Source organism: Streptomyces sp. NBC_01707 (genome assembly GCF_041438805.1).
In the GTDB taxonomy this organism is placed as follows: Bacteria; Actinomycetota; Actinomycetes; order Streptomycetales; family Streptomycetaceae; genus Streptomyces.
Genome location: NZ_CP109190.1, coordinates 3,110,801 through 3,129,929, shown reverse-complemented (window position 1 = coordinate 3,129,929; position 19,129 = coordinate 3,110,801). Strand labels below are relative to the sequence as shown.

Here is a 19,129-nt window from a genome sequence, read left to right as displayed (position 1 = left end):
GACTCACCGGCCCATGGCGGATGAACCATGGGCCGGTTGGGGCGATGCGGGTCAGCGCGGCTGTGTGTACTCCCGGGGCAGTGCTTGCAGCGCGTCGAAGACCCGCTCGGGGGTGAGCGGCAGGGTGGTCACCCGCGCGCCCGTGGCGTCCTGCACCGCATTGGCGACGGCCGCCGCGACCGGGACCATCGCGCCCTCCCCGGCCCCCTTGGCGCCGAACGGGCCGGGCCCGTGTCCCTGCTCCTGGGTGATCGACACGAAACGCGCGGGGAGGTCCTCGGCCATGGGCACCCGGTAGTCCAGCGCCTCACCGTTGAGCAGCGCGCCGTCCTCGTACCGCATCTCCTCGAACATCGCCTGCGCCAGCCCCATCACGGCAGCGCCCTCGTCCTGGCCGCGGCAGAGCAGCTCGTTGACGGCCCGGCCGACATCGCCGCTCGCGACCAGCTGCAGGACCGTCACCTTTCCGGTGTCCGGGTCGACCTCGACCTCCGCGCCCGCCCAGCCGATCTCCCAGAAGAGGCAGGGGGACTCCAGCGGGGCGTCGGAGGAGAGCGGCGCCTTGAAGAAGCCCTCGCCGTGGAACTCGTACCCCGTGCCGCCGAAGACCCTCGCCACCAGGCCCGGCAGCGGAACAGGCGTCTCTTCCCCGCGCCGAACAGTCCAGTCCTGCAGGGTCAGTTCGGCCGGATCGCAGCAGAGCTGCCCGGCCGCGAAAGCGAGCACCTTCGACCTGGCGTCCTGGGCCGCCCTGAGTACCGCGGTGCCCATCACCGTCATCCCGGACGAGGCGTTGGTGCCCTGGTCGTAGGGGGTGACATCGGTGTCGACCGGCGCGTAGCGCACCCGCTCCAGATCCGTGCCGAGCACCTCGGCCGCGACCTGGCAGAGCGAGGTGGAGGCGCCCTGGCCGATCTCGACCGTGCCGGAGCTGACATAGACCGAACCGGTGGCCGTTATCTTCACCCGGGCCTGCGCGGGCTTGTTCACCCCGCCGCCGTCCTTGAAACCGATGGCCAGCCCCATCCCGCGACGGGGTACGCGCTCGCGCCCCCGATAGCCGAGCGCATCGGCAACCGCGTCGAGGCCTTCGGCGAGATCGCTGTCGATCCCGCTCTCGCCCGGCACGAACGGCTCCCCGAGCCGCTTGAGGTTCTTCATGCGCAGTTCGTACGGATCCATCCCGAGCCGTTCGGCGATCATGTCGACCTGGCTCTCGGACGCCCAGGTGGCCTGCGTCGCCCCGAAGCCGCGGAACGGGCCCGCCGGTGTGGTCGTGGTCATCACGCACGACGAGGAGGAGCGGATGTGCTGCCAGCGGTACGGCCCCGGCATCCGGTAGCAGGCCTTCTCCGCGACGAGCGGGCTGCCGTCGGAGTACGCTCCCGCGTCCAGCAGCACCTCGCTCTCGCGTGCGACGAACGTCCCGTCCGCCATGACGCCCGTCCTCACCTTCAGGACGGCGGCGTGCTGGCTGAGCGTGAGGAAACCTTCCTCCGTCGTCAGGCAGTAGCGCACCGGCCGGCCGGCCGCCCGCGACAGCAGGATGGCGATCGGCTCGGTCTTGCAGTTGTGCTTCGAACCGAACCCACCCCCCACATACGGCACATGGACGTGGATGCGGCTCTCCGGGGTACGCAGCACCCGCGCCAGCTCCTTGCGCAGCGGGAACGGGTTCTGGGTGGAGGTCCAGATCTCGATCTCCTCGCCGCGCACATCCGCGACCGTGACGAACGGCTCCAGATGGAAGTGATTCATCCGGGAGAAGGTGAAGGAGTCCTCGAAGACGTGGTCGCATGCGTCCCAGACGGAGTCCGGGCCGGTCTCGTACCGGAACTCGTAACAGACGTTGGGCCGCGGCCGGAGGTGACCGGAGGCCCCTGTTCCGTACGGAGGGACGATGCCGGGCGGAGCCTGCTCGAACAGCTCCGGGGCGTGGGGTGCGAGAGCGGTTTCGATGTCGGGGACGGCCGGCAGCGGCTCGTACGTCACCTCGATCAACTCCAGCGCGTGCAGCGCCACCGCCTCGGACTCGGCGGCGACGGCCGCCACCACGTCGCCCGCGTACCGCACCCGGTCCAGGGCGACGATCGGCTGGTCCTTGATGAAGTAGCCGTAGGTGGGGTCGAGTCCGTCGAGCTCGTCGCGGGTCAGCACGGCGTGCACGCCCGGCAGTGCGCGGGCCTTGACGCTGTCGACCGACACCAGGCGGGCGTGGGCGTGCGGGCTGCGGAGCACCTTGGCGTGCAGCATGCCGGGGAACCGGATGTCGGCGGTGTACTGCGCGGCGCCGGTGACCTTGAGGGTCGCGTCGGTGCGGCGGTCGCGTGTGCCGATACGGGATCTGCTCATCGGGCGTCCTCGATGTCACGGGCCGGCTCGTCGTCGCGGATCAGCTCGGCCGCTCTGCGCACCGAGTCGATGATCATCTGGTAGCCGGTGCAGCGGCACACGTTGGAGGAGATCCAGGAGCGGATCGTCTCGTCGTCCGGCTCCGGGTCCTCCCTCAGCAGCGCGGTGGTCAGCATGATCATGCCGGGGGTGCAGTAGCCGCACTGGAAGCCGCCGCACTCCGCGAAGGCGCGCTGCACCGGGCTCAGTTCCCCGCCCGCGGCCTGTCCCGCGACGGTCTCCACGTCGCGGCCGTCGACGCTGAACGCGAAGACGCTGCAGGAGGCGGAGGGTGTCCCGTCGATCAGCGTCGTGCAGGCGCCGCAGACGCCGCGCTCGCAGGACGCCTTGACACCGGTCATGCCGTAGCGGTCGCGGAGCAGATCGAGCAGGACCGTGTTGGGCGCGATCCGCTCGGTGCGCGGCCGGCCGTCGACGGCGAAGTCGATCGTGAGCCGGGTGCCCGTGTCGCCGGTCATGTCGCTGTTCATCGGGGGGTTCCCTCTCCGGTGGTGCGTCGTTCCAGCAGCCGTCCGAGAAGCACGGCGGCGACATGACGCCGGTAGCGGGCGCTCCCGGCCGCGTCGCCGATCGCCTCGGGCAGTGCGGCCGCGATCTCGGTGGGGTCGGTGCCCAACGGGGCGCCGACGGTGTACGGACGGGTGTACTCGGAGCCCACCGCCATCGTGACCGTCCCCGTGCGGACCGCTGCGGCCACCGTCATCAGCGGGCGCATCGAGCGCTCGTACCCGAACCACACCTGACGTACGTCCGTGATCCTGATCGCGCGGAGCAGACCGCCCGGCGGCTCCGCCCGGTCCCACAGGGCGGCCGGCGAGACGGTGACCGTCCCGTCGAGTGTCAGGAAGTCCAGCTCCGCGTCGAGCGCGCCCAGCATCACCGACATCTCGTACCGGGTGCGTCGCGCCATCAGATTCCCGCCGAGGGTGGCCCGTCGCCGGATGCGCTGGGTGGCGATGCTGCCCCAGCCCGCGGCCAGGCCCGGCAGGGCGGCCTGTATCCGGGCGTCGTGCGAGCCGGTGTGGTGATCGACCCCGGCGCCGATCTCCAGCGTCGAGCCGTCCCACTCGACCGCGGCGAGCTCGGGTACGCGCTCCAGCGATACGAGAGTCCGGCAGTCGAGACCCTCGCGGAACTGCGCGAAGAGGTCGCTGCAGCCCTGTGCGTAGACCGCACCGCGCGTCGCCCCCGCCATCACGGCCTCGGCCGCCGTCACGGGACGTTCCAGGACGAAGTCGGGGAGGGTGCGCTGGGTGGGCGCCACCATCCCGGTGGGGAGCAGGAGCATGCGGACCGTGCCTCCTGGAGCGGCGCAGCGGTCGATCGCCGATGTCGCCACGGAGAGTTATCTAAGAACTGAAACAGCTAATGCTGAGATTTCTAGCACTTGGCGACAGCCGCCACAAGGGTCCGGCTCCCGGCGCCGGTTGTATCGTGGGCGGTCACTACCGCACCGCACGCTCCATTCCCGGAAGGAGGCGCGGGGTCCCGGCGTCGACGCCGTCCTCCCACCGCACATGACTCGTAGAGCTTCCAGCAGCCCCGACGCGGTCGACCTCATTCTGGAGCAGTGGAAGCGGGAGCTCCCCGGTCTCGACGCCTCGCCGATGGAGGTCCTCGGCCGGCTCCACCGCAGCTTCCTGCGCTACCAGGGGCTGCTGTCCGACCTCTTCGACTGCTTCGACCTGAACATGGCGGCCTTCGACGTACTCGCGGCTCTGCGCAGGTCAGGACCGCCCTACCGGCGGACCGCCGGTGAACTCGCCGACATATCCCTGGTCACCACCGGTGGCATCACGCTGCGTCTGGACCGGCTGGAGAAGGCGGGTCTGGTGACCCGGGAGCGCGATCCCGGCGACCGCAGGGTCGTGTACGCGCGCCTCACCGACCGGGGGATCGAGATCGCCGATGTGGTCGCGGTCGCGCACTTCGCCAACGAGGAGCGGATGCTGGCGGAGCTGACGGTGGCCGAGCGGAGTCAGTTGGGCCGGCTCCTCGGCAAGCTGGAACGCTCCCTGGAGACGGCGGAACGGACACCGCCCGACCTCGGTACGGTCACCGGTGCGGCCGGGCGGCCGACCCCGGGCGAAAAGCCGCCGGCAGTCAGTATCTGAGCACTGAGGCATCGACCGGGACGGGGCCGCGTCCGGACCGGAGCGGTCGGCCGGACGCCCGACCGGAGGGCCACCGCCCTACGACTGCGCCCCGATCACCGCGTGCGCCCAGTGGCACGCCACCTGTGTCTCCCCGCCCCCTGCGAGCACCGGAAGATCCTTCGTACGGCACGCGTCCGCCACCCCTGCCCGCTCCGCCTCGCCCGACGCGAGGATCTGGCAGCGCGCGTGGAAGCGGCAACCGGACGGCACCTTCGACGGGTCCGGCGGTTCACCCGTGAGGATCACCGGATCGCCCTCGGCCTCGGGCAGCACCGACAGCAGTGCCTGGGTGTAGGGGTGCTGCGGGGCCGTCAGGATCTGCTCGACCTCGCCCGTCTCGACGATCCGGCCGAGATACATCACCGCGACCCGGTCGGCGATGTTCCACGCCAGACCGAGGTCGTGCGTGACCACCAGGGCCGACAGGCCCAGTTCGTCCCTCAGCCGCAGCAGCAGGGCCAGGATCTCGCCGCGCACCGACGCGTCCAACGAGGCCACCGGCTCGTCGGCCACGATGAGTTCCGGTTCCAGGACCAGGGCGCCCGCGATCACCACGCGCTGGCGCTGGCCGCCCGACAGCTCGTGCGGGTAGCGCAGGAAGAACCGTTCGGGGGGTCGCAGTCCGGCCCGCGACAGGGCCTCCGCCACGGCGGCCCGTTCGTCACCGGCGTGCCCGTGGATCCGCAGGCCCTCCGCCACCGCCTCGTACACCGTGTGCCGCGGGTTGAGCGATCCACTGGGGTCCTGGAGAACCAGCTGCACCCGCTTGCGGTACGCCTTCAGCGCGCGGCCCGCGTAGTCGAGCGGCTTGCCGTCGAAGGTGACCGCCCCGGACGTCGGGGGCACCAGCCCCAGCAGGGAGCGGGCCAGCGTCGTCTTGCCGCACCCGGACTCGCCGACCAGTGCGACGATCTCGCCGGGCCGGATGTCCAGGTCGACGCCGTCCACCGCGCGCGCCGTGGCCGCACCGCGCCGGCCGGGGAAGGTGACCTTCAGTCCCTCCGCGCTGAGCAGAGGAATGGTGGTGGTCATGATGTGCTCCTTGCTTCCTCGGCGCCCTGCGGGAGCGAGGCGTCGGCCGCCCCCGGTTCCACCAGCACACAGGCCGCCCGCCGCGCCGCGCCGGCGTCCCGCAGCTCCTGGTCCTGCGTGGTGCAGGAGTCCAGTGCCACCGGACAGCGCGGATGGAACGTGCAGCCGGCCGGCAGCGCCGACGGGTCCGGCGGGTCGCCGGGCAGCCCGCGGGGCGCGAACCGGGAGGACCGGTCGCCGATCCGCGGGAAGGCGCCCGACAGGGCCTTGCTGTAAGGGTGTTGCGCGTTCTCGAAAACCGCGGCCGAGGGGCCCTCCTCCACGACCCGGCCCGCGTACATCACCGCGAGCCGGTCGCAGGTGTCCGAGAGCACCGCCAGGTCATGGCTGATCATGATCAGACCGAGGTCCTGCTGGGACACCAGCTGCTCGATCAGCCGCAGGATCTGGGCCTGGATCATCACGTCGAGGGCCGTCGTCGGCTCGTCCGCGATGATCAGCTCCGGGTCGCAGGCCAGCGCCATCGCGATCATCACACGTTGCCGCTGACCGCCGGAGAGCTCGTGCGGATACGCGTTCGAGCGCGCGGCCGGCAGCCCCACGTGCTCCAGGAGTTCACCGGCCTTCTTCTTCGCGCCGGCCGGTGTGGCCTTCTTGTGCAACAGGATCGGCTCGGCGATCTGGTCACCGATGCGGTGCACGGCGTTGAGCGAGTGCATCGCCCCCTGGAAGACGATCGAGGCACCCGCCCAGCGCACGGCCCTGACCTGGCCCCACTTCATGGCGAGGACGTCCTCGCCGTTCAGCAGGATCTCGCCGGCGACCTTCGTCCGGGCGGGCAGCAGCCGCAGCAGCGCGAGTGCGAGCGTCGACTTGCCGCACCCGGACTCACCGGCGATGCCGAGCTTCCGGCCCGCGTCGACGGTGAGGTCGACGCCCCGGACCGCCTGTGCTCCGCCGGCGTACGTGACCGAGAGGTCGCGTACCTCCAGCAAAGGGGTCTTCTGTGTGCTCGGTGTACTCAACGGGCCACCCCCAGCTTGGGATTGAGGACGGACTCGATGGCACGGCCGCACAGCGTGAACGACAGCGCCACCAGGGCGATGGCGATGCCGGGCGGTGCCAGGTACCACCAGTCGCCGGCGCTCACGGCGCCCGCCTCGCGTGCGTCCTGAAGCATGCCGCCCCAGGAGGTGATGGTCGGGTCGCCGAGGCCGAGGAAGGCCAGCGTGGCCTCGGTGAGGATCGCGCTGGAGATCACGAGCGTGGTCTGGGCGAGCACCAGCGGCATCACGTTCGGCAGGACGTGCCGCGCCATGATGTGCCCGTGGCCGCCGCCCAGGGCGCGGGCGCGCTCGATGTAGGGACGGGACTCGACGGCGAGCGTCTGGGCTCGGACCAGACGGGCCGTGGTCGGCCAGGTCGTCACGCCGATGGCGAGGATGACCGTCCAGATGGAGCGGTCCATCACCGTGGCGAGCGCGATCGCGAGAACGAGGGTCGGCATCACCAGGAACCAGTCGGTGACGCGCATCAAAACCGTCGAGTACCAACCGTGGAAGTGGCCCGCGACGATCCCGACGACCGTGCCGATCGCCACGCACAGGAACGCGGCGAGCAGCCCCACCGTGAGGGAGACGCGCGCTCCCCACACCAGCAGTGCCAGGACGCTGCGTCCGAACTGATCCGTACCGAGCGGAAATTCACCGCTGGGTGATTCGAGCGCGCCACCCGGTGCATCGGTGACGCTCTGCGAGTCGGCGCCGACCAGCGTGGGCGCGAACACCGCGATCAGCGCGATCAGGACGAGCCCGGCCAGCCCCCACAGGCCGCCCCGGTGTGTCCGGTACTCCCGCCAGAAGCGGGCCAGTGACTGGCGCTTGCGGGCCCGGGCCAGGGCGCGCGGGGTCTTGGTCACGCCCGCTTCGTTCTGCACGGGCAACGGTTCGGTCGTCATCGTCCCACCCGGGGATCGAGCAGCGGATACAGCACGTCGGCGAGGGTGTTCGCCAGGATCACCGCGGTGGCGAAGACGAAGAACAACCCTTGGACGAGGGGAAGGTCGGGCACGCTCAGCGCCTGGTAGAAGAGACCGCCGAGGCCCGGCCAGGAGAACACCGTCTCGACCAGGATCTGGCCCGCCACCACGTGACCCAGGTTCACGAACATCAGTGTGAACGTCGGCAGCATCGCGTTCGGGACGGCGTGCTTGCGCCGTACGACGTCGTCACGGAGCCCCTTCGCGCGGGCTGTCGTCAGATAGTCGCTGCCCATCTCGTCGAGGAGCGAGGAACGCATCACGAGGAGAGTCTGGGCATAGCCGACCGCGACCAGTGTGATCACGGGAAGCACCAGGTGATGGGCGACGTCGAGGATGTAGGCGACGCCTGTCTCGCCGCCCGACTCCAGGCCGCCCGTCGGGAACATGCCGGGGATCGGGCCGATGCCCACGGAGAAGACGATGATCAGGAGCAGGCCCAGCCAGAACGACGGCACCGAGTAGAGCGTGAGCGCGAACGCGGTGTTGAAGCGGTCGCTGCGGGAGCCGTTGCGCCAGGCGGTACGGGTGCCCAGCCAGATGCCGAGTGCCGTGTAGAGGACGTACGCCGTGCCGGTGAGCAGCAGCGTCGCCGGCAGCGCCTCGGTGATCTTGTCGATGACCGGGGTGTGGAACTGGAACGAGGTACCGAAGTCCCCGGTCAGGGCATCACCCACGTAGCTCGTGAACTGCTTCCAGAGCGGCTGGTCGAGGCCGAACTGGTGTCTGAGCGACTGGAGCTGCTCGGCGGAGACGCGGCGACCGCCGGTCATCTGCTTCACGGGGTCGCTGGGGATGAGGCGGAAGAGGAAGAAGCTGGTGACCAGAACGGCGAACAGGGAGATGACCGCTCCCGCGATCTTTGCCGCCACGTACTGGAGATAGACCTTGATGTTGCGCGCCCGTGCGTCGCGGGCGACCGACGGCCCGGCCGGAGCCCGGCCGTCGGTGTCCGCATCCGCGTTCTGCACGAGCGCCGGAGTGCTTTCAGCTGTCATGGGGAACTCTCGTTACTCGTGCTGCACTTGGAGGGACCGGCAGGGGGATGTGATGTCGTGGCCCCCTGCCGGTCCCTCTCATCCCGTTCGCGTGATTATTCGCGTTCCTCCGCCGTGCTGCGGCGGCGCCGCGCGAGGAGGAACCCGCCACCGGCGACCACCACCACGGCGACGAGGATGCCGATGACGACACCGGTGGAGCTGCCACCGTCGTCCGCGGCCGAACCGTTCTTGCCGTCTGCGGCCGCCGGAACGGCCGACCACCAACTCCAGTACCCGTCCTGGCCGTAGATGTTGCCGGCCGCCTCGGGCATGGTGGTGATGGACTTGATCTGGTCGGTGCGGTACGCCTCGACCGCGTTCGGGTAGGCGATGATGTTCATGTAGCCGGAGTCGTACATCCACGACTCCATCTGCTTGACGATGTCCGCCCGCTTGGCCGGGTCGTACTCGGCGAGCTGCTTCTTGTACAGCTCGTCGTACGTCTTGTCGCAGATGAAGTTGTCCGTGGCCGCGCTCTCCTTGGCCTTGGCGGGCAGTGCCGAGCAGGTGTGGATGCCCAGGACGAAGTCCGGGTCCGGGTTGACGGACCAGCCGTCGAAGGCGAGGTCGTACTCACCGGCGTACCAGGGCACCGAGACGTCGTCGCGGCAGTCGACCTTCAGGCCGATGCCGAGCTTGCCCCACCACTCCTTGAGGTACTTGCCGATCGCCTTGTCGTTCGGGTCCGTGGCGTGGCACAGGATGCGCAGGTCGAGCGGCTTGCCGTCCTTGCCGACACGCTGGTCGCCCTTGAGCTTGTACCCCGCCTGGTCGAGGAGCTGGGCCGCCCGGTCGGGGTCGTACGACAGCTTCTGGCTGTCGGACGGCTGCCAGAAGTAGTCCGAGAAACGCGGCGGAATGTAGCCCTGGCCCTCGACGGCGTGGCCCTGGAAGACCTTGTCGATGATGGTCTTGCGGTCGATCGACAGGAAGAGCGCCTGGCGGACCTTCTGGTCGAGCAGGGCCTTGTTGCCGTCGCCGAACTTCTTGCCGTCCTTGGTCTGCGCGCCCGGGTTGGTGGCCAGCGCGAAGAAGCGGCGGCCCGGACCCTCGTTGACCTTGATGTTCTTGTCGCCCTTGAGGGAAGCGGCCTGAGCGGGTGTGAGCGCGGGGGCGCCCGCGACGAACGAGACCTCACCCTTGCGCAGGGCGGCGACCGCGGCGTCCTGGTCCTTGTACGTCTTGAAGACCAGTTCGTCGAACTTGGGTGCGCCGCGCCAGAAGCTCTTGTTGGCCTTGAGCTTCACATACTGGTCGACCTTGTAGTCGGTCAGGATGTACGGCCCGTTGCCGACGATCGGGAACTTGGTGTCGTTGTTGAACTTCGAGAAGTCCCCGACCTTCTCCCAGACATGCTTCGGCACGATCGGCACATCGAGCGCCGCCATGGTGGCCTGAGGCTGCTTCAGCTCGATGACCAGCTTCTCCGGGCTGGGCGCCGTCACCTTCTTGAAGTTCGCGACGAAGCTGCCGTTCGCGGTGGCAGCGCCTTCGTCGGTCATCATCTTGTTGAAGGTCCACGCCGCGTCCTCGGCGGTGGCCTGCTGCCCGTCCGACCACTTGGAGTTGGACCGTATGGTGTACGTCCAGGTCAGCTTGTCGGCGGACGGCTCCCACTTGGTCGCGAGCCCGGGGACCGTGTGGTTGTCCTTGGGGTCGTAGTTGGTGAGGAAGTCGTACATGAGCCGGTGGACGCTGGTACTCATCAGCCGCTGAGCGAGGAACGGGCTCAGTGAGTCGACGCTCTGTGCGACCGCGACGGTCAGCGTCGTCTTGCCGTTGTCGGCGGCCTGCGCCTGCTGCGGGGCGGCGCCGAGGGGCATCCCGGGGACGATCGACCCGGCCGCCAACGCGAGGGCCGCGGCACCGGATGCCAGGAGGATACGCATACGTGAGCGTGGCTGAGCGGAGGGTGGTGGGACTCTTGTGACCATGGACAGGGACCTCGCGTCATGACTCGCACGGAGAAGGCGGGTTGATCTCTGGTTCGCCAACTGGTGAAGCGAAGGTCTACCAGCGCTGGTCGAGTCGCGTCAACGGTGCCCCAAACGGCGTGTGGGCTGCAGGAATACCAAAAGGGCCCGCACCGTCGAGACGGTGCGGGCCCTCATTGGTTCAGACCTCTGATGCCTTACTGCTGAGGCGCTGACGGTGGCTGCGGAGGGTGCTGCTGCCAGCCCGCGGGCGGGACGGGACCCTGCAGTTCGGGGTGGTCCTGCTGGGCCGGCAAGCCGGGCTGTCCGCCGTGCTGTTGCGGCGCGGGCGGGCCGGCCGGGCTCGCTGGGGACTGGGCCTGGGACGGCAGCGACTGCTGCCAGCCGTTCTGCTGCGCACCGGGACCGGGGTGCGGGGGATACGGCTGCTGTCCCCCGTACGGCTGATGGGGCGGGTACGGCTGCTGGGGCTGCTGAGGCGGATACGGCTGGCCCGTCTGCTGTGGTGCGTACGGCTGCTGACCGGGCATCTGATGCCCGGGCATCGGCGGGGCGTACTGCGGCGGCGGGTTGTTGCCGTCCGACGTCCACAGACCCTGCTGCTGCTGGGCGCGCGGGAAGTCCTCGGCGACCATCGCGGAGAGGTTGAAGTACGCCTCACGGGTCTTCGGGCGCATCATGTCCAGGTCGACCTCGGCGCCGGCCGACAGATGCTCGTCGAACGGTACGACGATCACACCCCGGCAGCGCGTCTCGAAGTGCTGCACGATGTCATCGACCTTGATCATCTTTCCGGTCTCGCGGACGCCGGAGATGACGGTGATCGAGCGCTGCACCAATTCCGCGTACCCGTGCGCCGACAGCCAGTCCAGCGTCGTGGAGGCGCTGGAGGCGCCGTCGACCGACGGCGTCGAGATGATGATCAACTGGTCGGCGAGGTCCAGCACTCCGCGCATCGCGCTGTAGAGCAGACCGGTACCCGAGTCGGTGAGGATGATCGGGTACTGCTTGCCGAGGACATCGATCGCGCGCCGGTAGTCCTCGTCGTTGAAGGTCGTCGAGACCGCCGGGTCCACGTCGTTGGCGATGATCTCCAGACCGGAGGGCGCCTGTGAGGTGAAGCGGCGGATGTCCATGTACGAGTTGAGGTACGGGATCGCCTGGACCAGGTCGCGGATCGTGGCCCCGGTCTCGCGACGTACGCGGCGGCCTAGCGTCCCGGCGTCCGGGTTGGCGTCGATGGCGAGGATCTTGTCCTGGCGCTCGGTGGCCAGGGTCGCGCCGAGCGCGGTGGTCGTCGTGGTCTTGCCGACGCCGCCCTTGAGGCTGATGACCGCGATGCGGTAGCACGACAGCACGGGCGTACGGATCAGGTCGAGCTTGCGCTGCCGCTCGGCTTCCTCCTTCTTGCTGCCCAGCTTGAAGCGGGCCGCGGCGGACGGCGCACGGCTGCTCTTGGCCTTCTGCTTGCCCCGGACCAGGCGGTCGGAGGACAGCTCCACGGCCGCCGTGTAACCGAGGGGCGCGCCCGGCACGGAACGCTCGCGCTGATCATGGGTGACCGGGGTGGGCCAGGCCGCGCCCGTGCGCGGGTCGACGGGCGGGCCCTGCGGCGGCTGCTGTTGCGGGTGCTGCTGGGGCTGTTGCCGGTGGGCGGGCGGCTGGGGCGCGACCTGTGCGGGCAGATTGGGCGCGCTCTGGGCCGGCGGCTGGTGGCCCTGGGGCGGCGGCGGGGCGCTCTGCTGTGCGGGCCACTGCGGTGACTGAGGCGCCTGAGGCGGTTGCGGGAACCCGTATGCGCCCTGCGCCGGCGGCGCAGGAGGAGCGGGGTGCTGCGGAACCTGCGGCGGCAGCGGCACTCCCTGGGCGGGCGCCTGCGGCTGCGGAGGGAATCCGTAACCGCCCTGCGGCGCCGGGGCGTTCCGCTGGGCGGGCAGCTGCGGCGTTTGCGGTGGCTGAGGCGCGTACGGCGCCTGCGCGGGGTTCGGGAACCCGTAACCGCCCGGCGCCTGGTTCGTCTGGGCGGGCGTGGCCGGCCACTGCGGCGCCGGCTGGGGCGCGTCGGGCTGCGGCGCGGCCGGCTGGAAGGCGGGCGGCAGCGGCGGCAGACCGCCCTGCGCGGGCGGTGCCGGGGTCCAAGGCGTCGGCGGCGCGGCGGCCGGCGGGGCGTTCTGCGGCACCGCATCCGAAATGGCGTCCGAGGGCGCGGGGCCGACAGGCTTGTCCGCGTCGGCAGGAACGTCGGCCGGAACCTCGTCGGTGACGGAGTCCCTGACCGCGTCGGTCACCGGTCCCGCATCGCCGTTGCCGTCGTCGGTCGCCACGTCCGCAGGCTGTACGGAGTCGGATCCGGCGGTAGCGCCCGCATCGGCAGCGCCGCCGTCCCCGCCGCGGTCACCGGCGCCGGCCCCGTCTGCCGGCGGGGCGGTTGTCGCGGCCGCAGTCGCGGCCACAGCGGCGTCCGCGGCCTCCGCGGCCGCAGCCTCCCGCTCCGCGATCTCCCGCTTCAGCGCGGCCGGCGAGAACCGCATGGTCGCGCCGCTCTCCAGGTCGCCGCCTCCGAAAGGAGCCGGCGTACCACTCGCCTCCCCCGCCCCTGCCCCGGGCGCGGGCGAGGAAGAGGGACCAGCGGCAGCGGCAGGGGGCGTCGGCTCGACCGGCGCCACCGGCGGTGCGGGCGCGGGCGGTGCCGGAGCCCAGGTGGGCTCGAAGCCGCCCCCGGCCGGCAACCCGGGCACGGACACCGGCGCCCCGTTGGGCGGCGGAGGCGGCGCCAGGTGCGATCCGGCCCCGCCCGACGAGTCCCCGGACGCGTTCTGCGTGTACCAGGCGGGCGGGGTGTAGTCGATGGTGAACTCACCCGTCATCTCGGCGGGCTCCGCGTCGGACGACTCGTCGACGGGCCTGCTCCAGCCCTCTCGGATTTCGTCCCGATCGCCGTTCACTTTGCCTCCTGGTGTGGTCGAGCACCCTTGTGCCGTGGTGGGTGGGGGCGACCGTTCCCGTATTCCGAACCGCCCGGCTCTCCCCCTTGGGACGCGCATTGCCTGCCCGCAGGTTCTTCTGCCGCGCCCCCACCCACCCTAATCGTCATCGGGCCCCCTCCGGCAGGCCGTAGGGCACCGCAAGAGCTGTCCAGTACGTCACGCGTAGCCCCCAAGTGAACCGAGTACGGCAGAGCATGAAGGGCGAAGCGGTCAAAGTCGCACATCTGCATACGGATATGTGAACATTCCGTGCACCTTGCCCGGGTCGGTGCTCACCTCGCACGCATGCGAGGGTCAGTCCATCCGTCGTGCGCCGCCCAGCAGCCCGGTCTCCGCGTCGGTGGCCTGCGTCATCACGAACTGCCGGTCCCGTTCCGTGCACCAGAGGGTGACCCCGTCCGCCAGCGTCGACAGCGACTGTGTCGCCGTCGTCGGCAGATGTGCGATCCGCCCGATCTGCGCGGCTTCGTCGGGAGACACCCGCTGAATCCCCACCAGGGACGCCTTCCTCATCAACGCGGGCGCCGCCGGACTCAGATACGGCAGCAGCGTCATCACCGACTGCCAGGGCGCGGACACCACTCGCCCGCGTGGCGGCCGCATCCCGCAGTCCCGCACCACGACCACCGGGCTGCCGGCCGAGGCGCCCTGCGGCGGCACCCGCCCCACCTCGTGCAGCGAGATGCACGGCTGGCCACCCCCGGCGGCCTGTGCGAGCCCCGTCCAGGCGTGGGCCCGCCCGGTCTCCACGACGATCCGGGCACCGGTAGCAGCCGCCCGCAGGGCCAGTACCTGCGCCGTCCACAGCCCGCCGATCAGTGTGACCTCGTACGGTGTCGGCCGGTTGATGCCGAGCACGGCGGGCCGCCCCTCGGCGTCCACGCCGATCACCATGCCGTCGTCGCCGACCGGCAGGGCCATCGAGGCCAGTTGCTCGACGGAGACCGTGTGCCGGATGCGACGCGGTCCGATCAGCCCGAAGCCCAGCCGGGCGCGGGCACTGGTGGGTACGGACATCAGCGGGTACCCCCGAGCGGCAGCGTGGCGAGTACGCCGGGCAGCTGCTCGCGGTCGAGTCGCACCAGCGACGTCTTCACGCCACGCGCGGTGCGCTCCAACTCATGGCGGGCAGAAAGCAGTTCCTCGTCGCTGCGGCCCGTTATACGGATGTGGCCGGCGATCGAGACCTCCTGTCGGTCGCCGTGTCCCAGCGTCAGGCTGAAGGTCGTCGCGAGCGCCGGGAGCGAGGTGAGCAGCGCGACCAGCTGCGGCATCGACGCCCCGCCACCGCTCGTCGCCCCGCCGAACTGCGGCCAGCGCCCCACCCAGTAGGTGGTGTGCCACCGGTCGTCGCAGCGCCAGGTGCGCGTGGTCTCCTCGGTGCGCCGCGCCGGTGTGTGGGTCCGGCCCGCCTGCTCCATCGCCGACGGGCTGACGCAGGCCGAGGTCGCGATCGCCGACGTCAACTCCTGCTCGGTCAGCACCGTGGCGCGGAAACCGGCCCCCGTCAGCCTGCTCGCCAGTTGATCGGCAGCGCGTACGAGACACTTCTGCGCCCCCTCGATCCCGCCGCCGCGTGCCTGTACGGCCTCCGGGCAGAGCTCCGGGTCCAGTTTGAGCGCGATCCAGGTGATGCGGACCGCGGGCGATCCCGTCCGGGCCTGCAGCGGTGCGTAGTTGCGCGCCGCGACGGACTGCGAGGGCAGATGCGGGGCTGGGGCGGGCTGGGTGTGCTGCACGATCTGCGCCGACTCCAGGCGGATGCCGTCGACGTCGAGCACATCCCGGACCAGGGCCAGCGGCAGCGGCTGCGCGGACCGGTCGGGCCGCAGCGCCGTGGCGTCCGACTCGATCTGCAGCACCGCCGTGAGGAACGTACCGTCGCCGATCATCCCGACCGGCCGCCGGTCACGGTCGCTGAACGAGTACGTACGCAGTGCCGGGTCGCACTCGACGGCGGGCGCGATGCCCGGCTCGGTTCCCGCGGGCAGCACCAGCGACGCGGCCCTGCGGGTACGCGCGCGCAGCGCGATCGCCGTGCCCAACCACTCGGGCAGCGACCGGCGGTGTCTGCGCAGGACGGCGAGCAGCACCAGCGCGGTGGCGGCCGCGCCGGCCGGAACGAGCAGCAGAGGCTCGATCACCCAGGCCACGAGCAGCAGCGCAGCCGCGGTCTCGATCAGTACGAGTTGTTGCAATCGGAACGAACCGAAGTGTCCGGGGCGTCCGTTCACCCGCGGGCGGGTCTGTCGGCCGGGGTCGTAGGAGCCGCGAGCCGGTCCGCCGGGCAGGTACGGGGAGGACGCGGCTCCGGTGGGTGTGTGGGTCGCGGAGGGCGGTGCGTTCCCGGCCGGACGTGTCCGCGTCGCGGAAGACATCATTCCGGCATTCCCCCGTTCATGAGGCCCCCGTTTCGACCCGATCACCCCTGTCCCGCCGGGGGCTTTGGCGGCTGGATCAGCCTACCCGCCCCGCGGCCGCCCGAGGTCGGCAGGCATAGTAGGGGCCTGTCCGGCAGCGCGGTCCGGCATCCGGGGGGCCGGCGCAGGGGTCGGGGGACGCGAACTCCTGGAGCCTCGCGGGGAGACACGGGAGACACGCAGACTCATGGCATCACGGCGGGATGAACTCAACGCGTACACCTTTGCGAAGAGGCGCACGGTGGCGGCATTTCTCCAACCCTCGCCCACCGGCACCGAGGAGGGCGCGCCGAGCCCGCTGCGCGCCGTCCTCCCGAGCGTGGTGGCCGGGGCTCTGATCCTCGCCGGCTTCGGCGCCTACGGCATGTTCAAGCCCACCGCACCCAAGGACTGGGACAAGCCCTTCACCAACGTGATCGTCGGCAAGCAGTCCACCACCCGCTATGTCGTGCTCACCACCGGCAAGGGCAAGAAGAAGAAAGCCCTGCTGCATCCCGTACTGAACCTCGCCTCCGCCCGGTTGCTCCTCACTCCGCAGCAGTACGACGTCATCCAGGTGCCCGACGACATCCTCGACGCGGGCAAGCCGCCGCGCGGACCGGTCCTCGGCATCCCGTACGCCCCCGACCGGCTGCCGGAGGCGAACGACGCGGGCACGGCGAAGCGGTGGGCCGTCTGCGAACAGCCCGGAGGCAAGGGCAACACCGTGCAGAAGGCCGCCTTCGTCTTCGCCGAACGCGACAACGAGCGGACCGAAGGCGCCCGTAGGCTCAGCGGCGGCGAGGTCCTGTACGTCAAGGGCCAGACCGGCGCCCGCTATCTCGTCGATGCGAGCGGCACGAAGTACCGCATCGACGAGACCGCGGCCGACAACGGTCACCTGACCGGCGCCCTCGTCGGCAGCCGGCAGCCGCAGTCCGTCACCGACGACTGGCTGGCCACCCTGAACGACGGCAGCCCGATCGTCTTCCCGCAGATCCCCGGCACCGTCGGCGCGGACGCGCACATCGACGGACAGCTCTCCAAGGAGGAGAACAGGGTCGGCATGGTCCTGCGGACCCGTACCGGTGAAGGCACCACCCACTACGTGGTTCTCGACGGCAAGGTCCAGCCGGTCTCCGAGTTCACGGCCTGGCTGCTGATCAACTCCCCGCAGACCGCACGGCTCGACCTGAACAGCGAGGCGCGCTCCGTCGGACTCCAGAAGTTCGTCCCCGACCCCGTCGCCTTCACCGGCCAGGCGGCACACTGGCCCAGGCGGAAGGCCGGCCAGGTGAACACCACCGAGGGCGGCAGCGGCGACCGGGACACCATCTGCAGCGTGCTGCGCAAGGTGGACGGCAACGGCCGCCCCACGCTCAGCACCTGGGCGGGCACCGCGTACCCCGCCTCCATCAGCGCCGGTGGCACCAGCACCTACGTCACCCCCGGCAGCGGCCTCCTCTACACCCAGGTGCGGGGGCAGCAGACCCGCCCCGACGGCTCACTCTTCCTGGTGACCGACACCGGACTGCGGTACGCCGTTCAGGCGAACGGCGACAGTGACGCCAAGCGTTCCGACATCGGCGCCGGCGAGCAGCAGAACGGGACGGACGGCCGCCCCGAGCCCAGCCAGGCGCAGATCAGGCTGGGATACGAGAAAGTGGCGCCCGCTCTCGTCCCGCTCGCCTGGTCCGAGTTCCTGTCCAAGGGCCCGCGACTCGACACCAACAGCGCGCGCCAGCCCCAGGGCTCGTGACCGCAGTATTCGCGCAAGGCCCGTAGAACTCGGGGGAGAGGAACGGATGTTGTACCGGAAGACGGCTCTGCTGACGGCGGCCACCGCCGCGCTGGCCGCGCTGGCGGCGCCCCAGGCGGCGTACGCCGAGGAACGCCCGGGCGGCCGGAGCGACGGCGGGATAGACGGCAGCGGCGAATGCGCCTTCCCGATGAAGAAGCAGTACGAGGGGCGCCCCTGGTCGCTGCAGCGGGTCCTGCTCGACGAACTGTGGCAGGACACCAAGGGCAAGGGCGTCCGCGTCGCGGTCATCGACACCGGTGTCGACAACACCAACCCGCAGCTCCGGCACGCCGTCGACGCCTCCGCGGGCGCCGACTACATCGAGGGCGGCAAGAGCGACGGCACCGTGGACGAGGTCGGCCACGGCACCAAGGTCGCCGGCATCATCGCCGCCCGCCCCCGCAAGGGAACCGGCTTCGTCGGCCTGGCGCCCGAGGCCACGATCATCCCGATCCGCCAGAACGACGAAAAGAACAGCGGCAAGGACACCACCATGGCCGCCGCGATCGGCCACGCGATCGCCGAGGGTGCCCAGGTCATCAACATCTCCCAGGACACGACGAAGGCGCTGACCCCGGATTCCACGCTGGGGAAGGCCGTGGCCGGAGCGCTCGCCAAGGACGTCGTCGTGGTCGCCTCCGCGGGCAACGACGGCATGGACGGCGAGCTGAGGAACACCTATCCGGCAGCCTTCGACGGCGTCCTCGCCGTCGCCTCGTCGGACCGGAACAACGAGCGCGCCGCCTTCTCCCAGGCCGGTACGTTCGTCGGCGTCGCGGCACCCGGCGTCGACATCGTCTCCACCGTCCCCGGCAACGGCCAGTGCACCGACAACGGCACCAGCTTCTCCGCGCCGTACGCCGCCGGGGTCGCCGCCCTGATGCGCGCCAAGTACCCGAAATGGACCGCGCCCCAGATCGTCGCCCGGATCGAGCAGACCGCAGAGCGCTCCGTCACCGGCCACGACGACTTCGTCGGCTGGGGCGTCGTCGACCCGGTCCGTGCACTCTCCGGCGACGACACACCGCAGGACGCCCCGCATCCCGACCCGGCTCCGCCCCGGGCCCAGGCTCCCTCGCCCGCGCATCTGTCGCTGTCGGAGACGTCGCAGGAACGCAACGAGCGGTACGCGACCTACGCGCTGGCCATTGCGGGCGTGCTGATCTCCGTGGTCGCCGGCACCGCGACGGTCGTCCGCGATGTCAGGCGGCGACGCGGTTTGCGATGACAGCACCACCCGGTGAAGTGGATCCCCTCCCATAAAGCGCAGTTGGGGTGAGATGGCGAAGTGACTAGGGTGGTAGCCGACTTCACGTGTGTGACGGGGGAA

General features: G+C 70.6%; 14 protein-coding genes. 3 read left to right on the top strand and 11 right to left on the bottom strand.

What is annotated here, in order from left to right:
- Positions 1 to 51: 51 nt before the first annotated feature.
- Genes OG963_RS13865 through OG963_RS13855 form a run of 3 tightly spaced genes read right to left on the bottom strand, consistent with a single transcriptional unit; the run spans position 52 to position 3,700 of the window.
- Positions 52 to 2,352 carry a xanthine dehydrogenase family protein molybdopterin-binding subunit gene (locus OG963_RS13865; RefSeq protein ID WP_371798957.1) on the bottom strand — a complete coding sequence of 767 codons (2,301 nt, stop codon included), beginning with the start codon at positions 2,350 to 2,352 and terminating at the stop codon, positions 52 to 54.
- Positions 2,349 to 2,882, bottom strand: coding sequence for a (2Fe-2S)-binding protein (locus tag OG963_RS13860; RefSeq protein WP_256328326.1), 534 nt, complete (start codon positions 2,880 to 2,882; stop codon positions 2,349 to 2,351). Before OG963_RS13860 ends, OG963_RS13865 begins: the two co-directional genes overlap by 4 nt.
- Positions 2,879 to 3,700 carry an FAD binding domain-containing protein gene (locus OG963_RS13855; RefSeq protein WP_319330188.1) on the bottom strand — a complete coding sequence of 274 codons (822 nt, stop codon included), beginning with the start codon at positions 3,698 to 3,700 and terminating at the stop codon, positions 2,879 to 2,881. Before OG963_RS13855 ends, OG963_RS13860 begins: the two co-directional genes overlap by 4 nt.
- Before the next feature lie 229 nt (positions 3,701 to 3,929).
- Between OG963_RS13855 and OG963_RS13850 the strand changes: the two genes are divergently transcribed.
- Positions 3,930 to 4,526 carry a MarR family winged helix-turn-helix transcriptional regulator gene (locus OG963_RS13850; protein WP_093779662.1) on the top strand — a complete coding sequence of 199 codons (597 nt, stop codon included), beginning with the start codon at positions 3,930 to 3,932 and terminating at the stop codon, positions 4,524 to 4,526.
- A 78-nt stretch (positions 4,527 to 4,604) separates the two neighbouring features.
- Here the strand turns inward: OG963_RS13850 and OG963_RS13845 are convergent, their stop codons facing one another.
- The 8 genes from OG963_RS13845 to eccE form a co-directional block, all read right to left on the bottom strand.
- The gene (locus tag OG963_RS13845) at positions 4,605 to 5,600 is read right to left on the bottom strand and encodes an ABC transporter ATP-binding protein (RefSeq protein WP_319330185.1); all 996 of its coding nucleotides are present in this window, start codon (positions 5,598 to 5,600) and stop codon (positions 4,605 to 4,607) included.
- The gene (locus tag OG963_RS13840) at positions 5,597 to 6,625 is read right to left on the bottom strand and encodes an ABC transporter ATP-binding protein (protein WP_371798956.1); all 1,029 of its coding nucleotides are present in this window, start codon (positions 6,623 to 6,625) and stop codon (positions 5,597 to 5,599) included. The genes OG963_RS13845 and OG963_RS13840 overlap by 4 nt, the downstream gene beginning before the upstream one ends.
- On the bottom strand, positions 6,622 to 7,557 hold the full coding sequence (locus tag OG963_RS13835; protein ID WP_030933238.1) for an ABC transporter permease: 936 nt from the start codon (positions 7,555 to 7,557) through the stop codon (positions 6,622 to 6,624). The genes OG963_RS13840 and OG963_RS13835 overlap by 4 nt, the downstream gene beginning before the upstream one ends.
- Positions 7,554 to 8,636, bottom strand: a complete 1,083-nt coding sequence (locus tag OG963_RS13830) for an ABC transporter permease (RefSeq protein ID WP_030933235.1) — start codon at positions 8,634 to 8,636, stop codon at positions 7,554 to 7,556. The genes OG963_RS13835 and OG963_RS13830 overlap by 4 nt, the downstream gene beginning before the upstream one ends.
- A gap of 95 nt (positions 8,637 to 8,731) precedes the next feature.
- Positions 8,732 to 10,612, bottom strand: coding sequence for an ABC transporter substrate-binding protein (locus OG963_RS13825; protein ID WP_030933232.1), 1,881 nt, complete (start codon positions 10,610 to 10,612; stop codon positions 8,732 to 8,734).
- A gap of 197 nt (positions 10,613 to 10,809) precedes the next feature.
- On the bottom strand, positions 10,810 to 13,557 hold the full coding sequence (locus OG963_RS13820) for an SCO5717 family growth-regulating ATPase (RefSeq protein ID WP_371798955.1): 2,748 nt from the start codon (positions 13,555 to 13,557) through the stop codon (positions 10,810 to 10,812).
- Positions 13,558 to 13,893: 336 nt separating this feature from the next.
- Positions 13,894 to 14,616, bottom strand: coding sequence for a hypothetical protein (locus OG963_RS13815; RefSeq protein ID WP_093931596.1), 723 nt, complete (start codon positions 14,614 to 14,616; stop codon positions 13,894 to 13,896).
- Entirely contained in the window at positions 14,616 to 15,977 is a 1,362-nt protein-coding gene (gene eccE / locus OG963_RS13810; protein ID WP_362277342.1) for a type VII secretion protein EccE, read from the bottom strand. The genes OG963_RS13815 and eccE overlap by 1 nt, the downstream gene beginning before the upstream one ends.
- 229 nt (positions 15,978 to 16,206) lie before the next feature.
- Here eccE and eccB point away from each other — a divergent pair, with 229 nt between their 5' ends.
- Together eccB and mycP are read left to right on the top strand one after the other, a co-directional pair.
- Positions 16,207 to 17,757: a type VII secretion protein EccB gene (eccB, locus tag OG963_RS13805; protein WP_371798954.1), complete on the top strand. Its 1,551-nt coding sequence runs from the start codon at positions 16,207 to 16,209 to the stop codon at positions 17,755 to 17,757.
- Positions 17,758 to 17,803: 46 nt separating this feature from the next.
- Positions 17,804 to 19,027 carry a type VII secretion-associated serine protease mycosin gene (mycP, locus tag OG963_RS13800; RefSeq protein ID WP_093779674.1) on the top strand — a complete coding sequence of 408 codons (1,224 nt, stop codon included), beginning with the start codon at positions 17,804 to 17,806 and terminating at the stop codon, positions 19,025 to 19,027.
- The last annotated feature ends 102 nt before the right edge of the window (positions 19,028 to 19,129 follow it).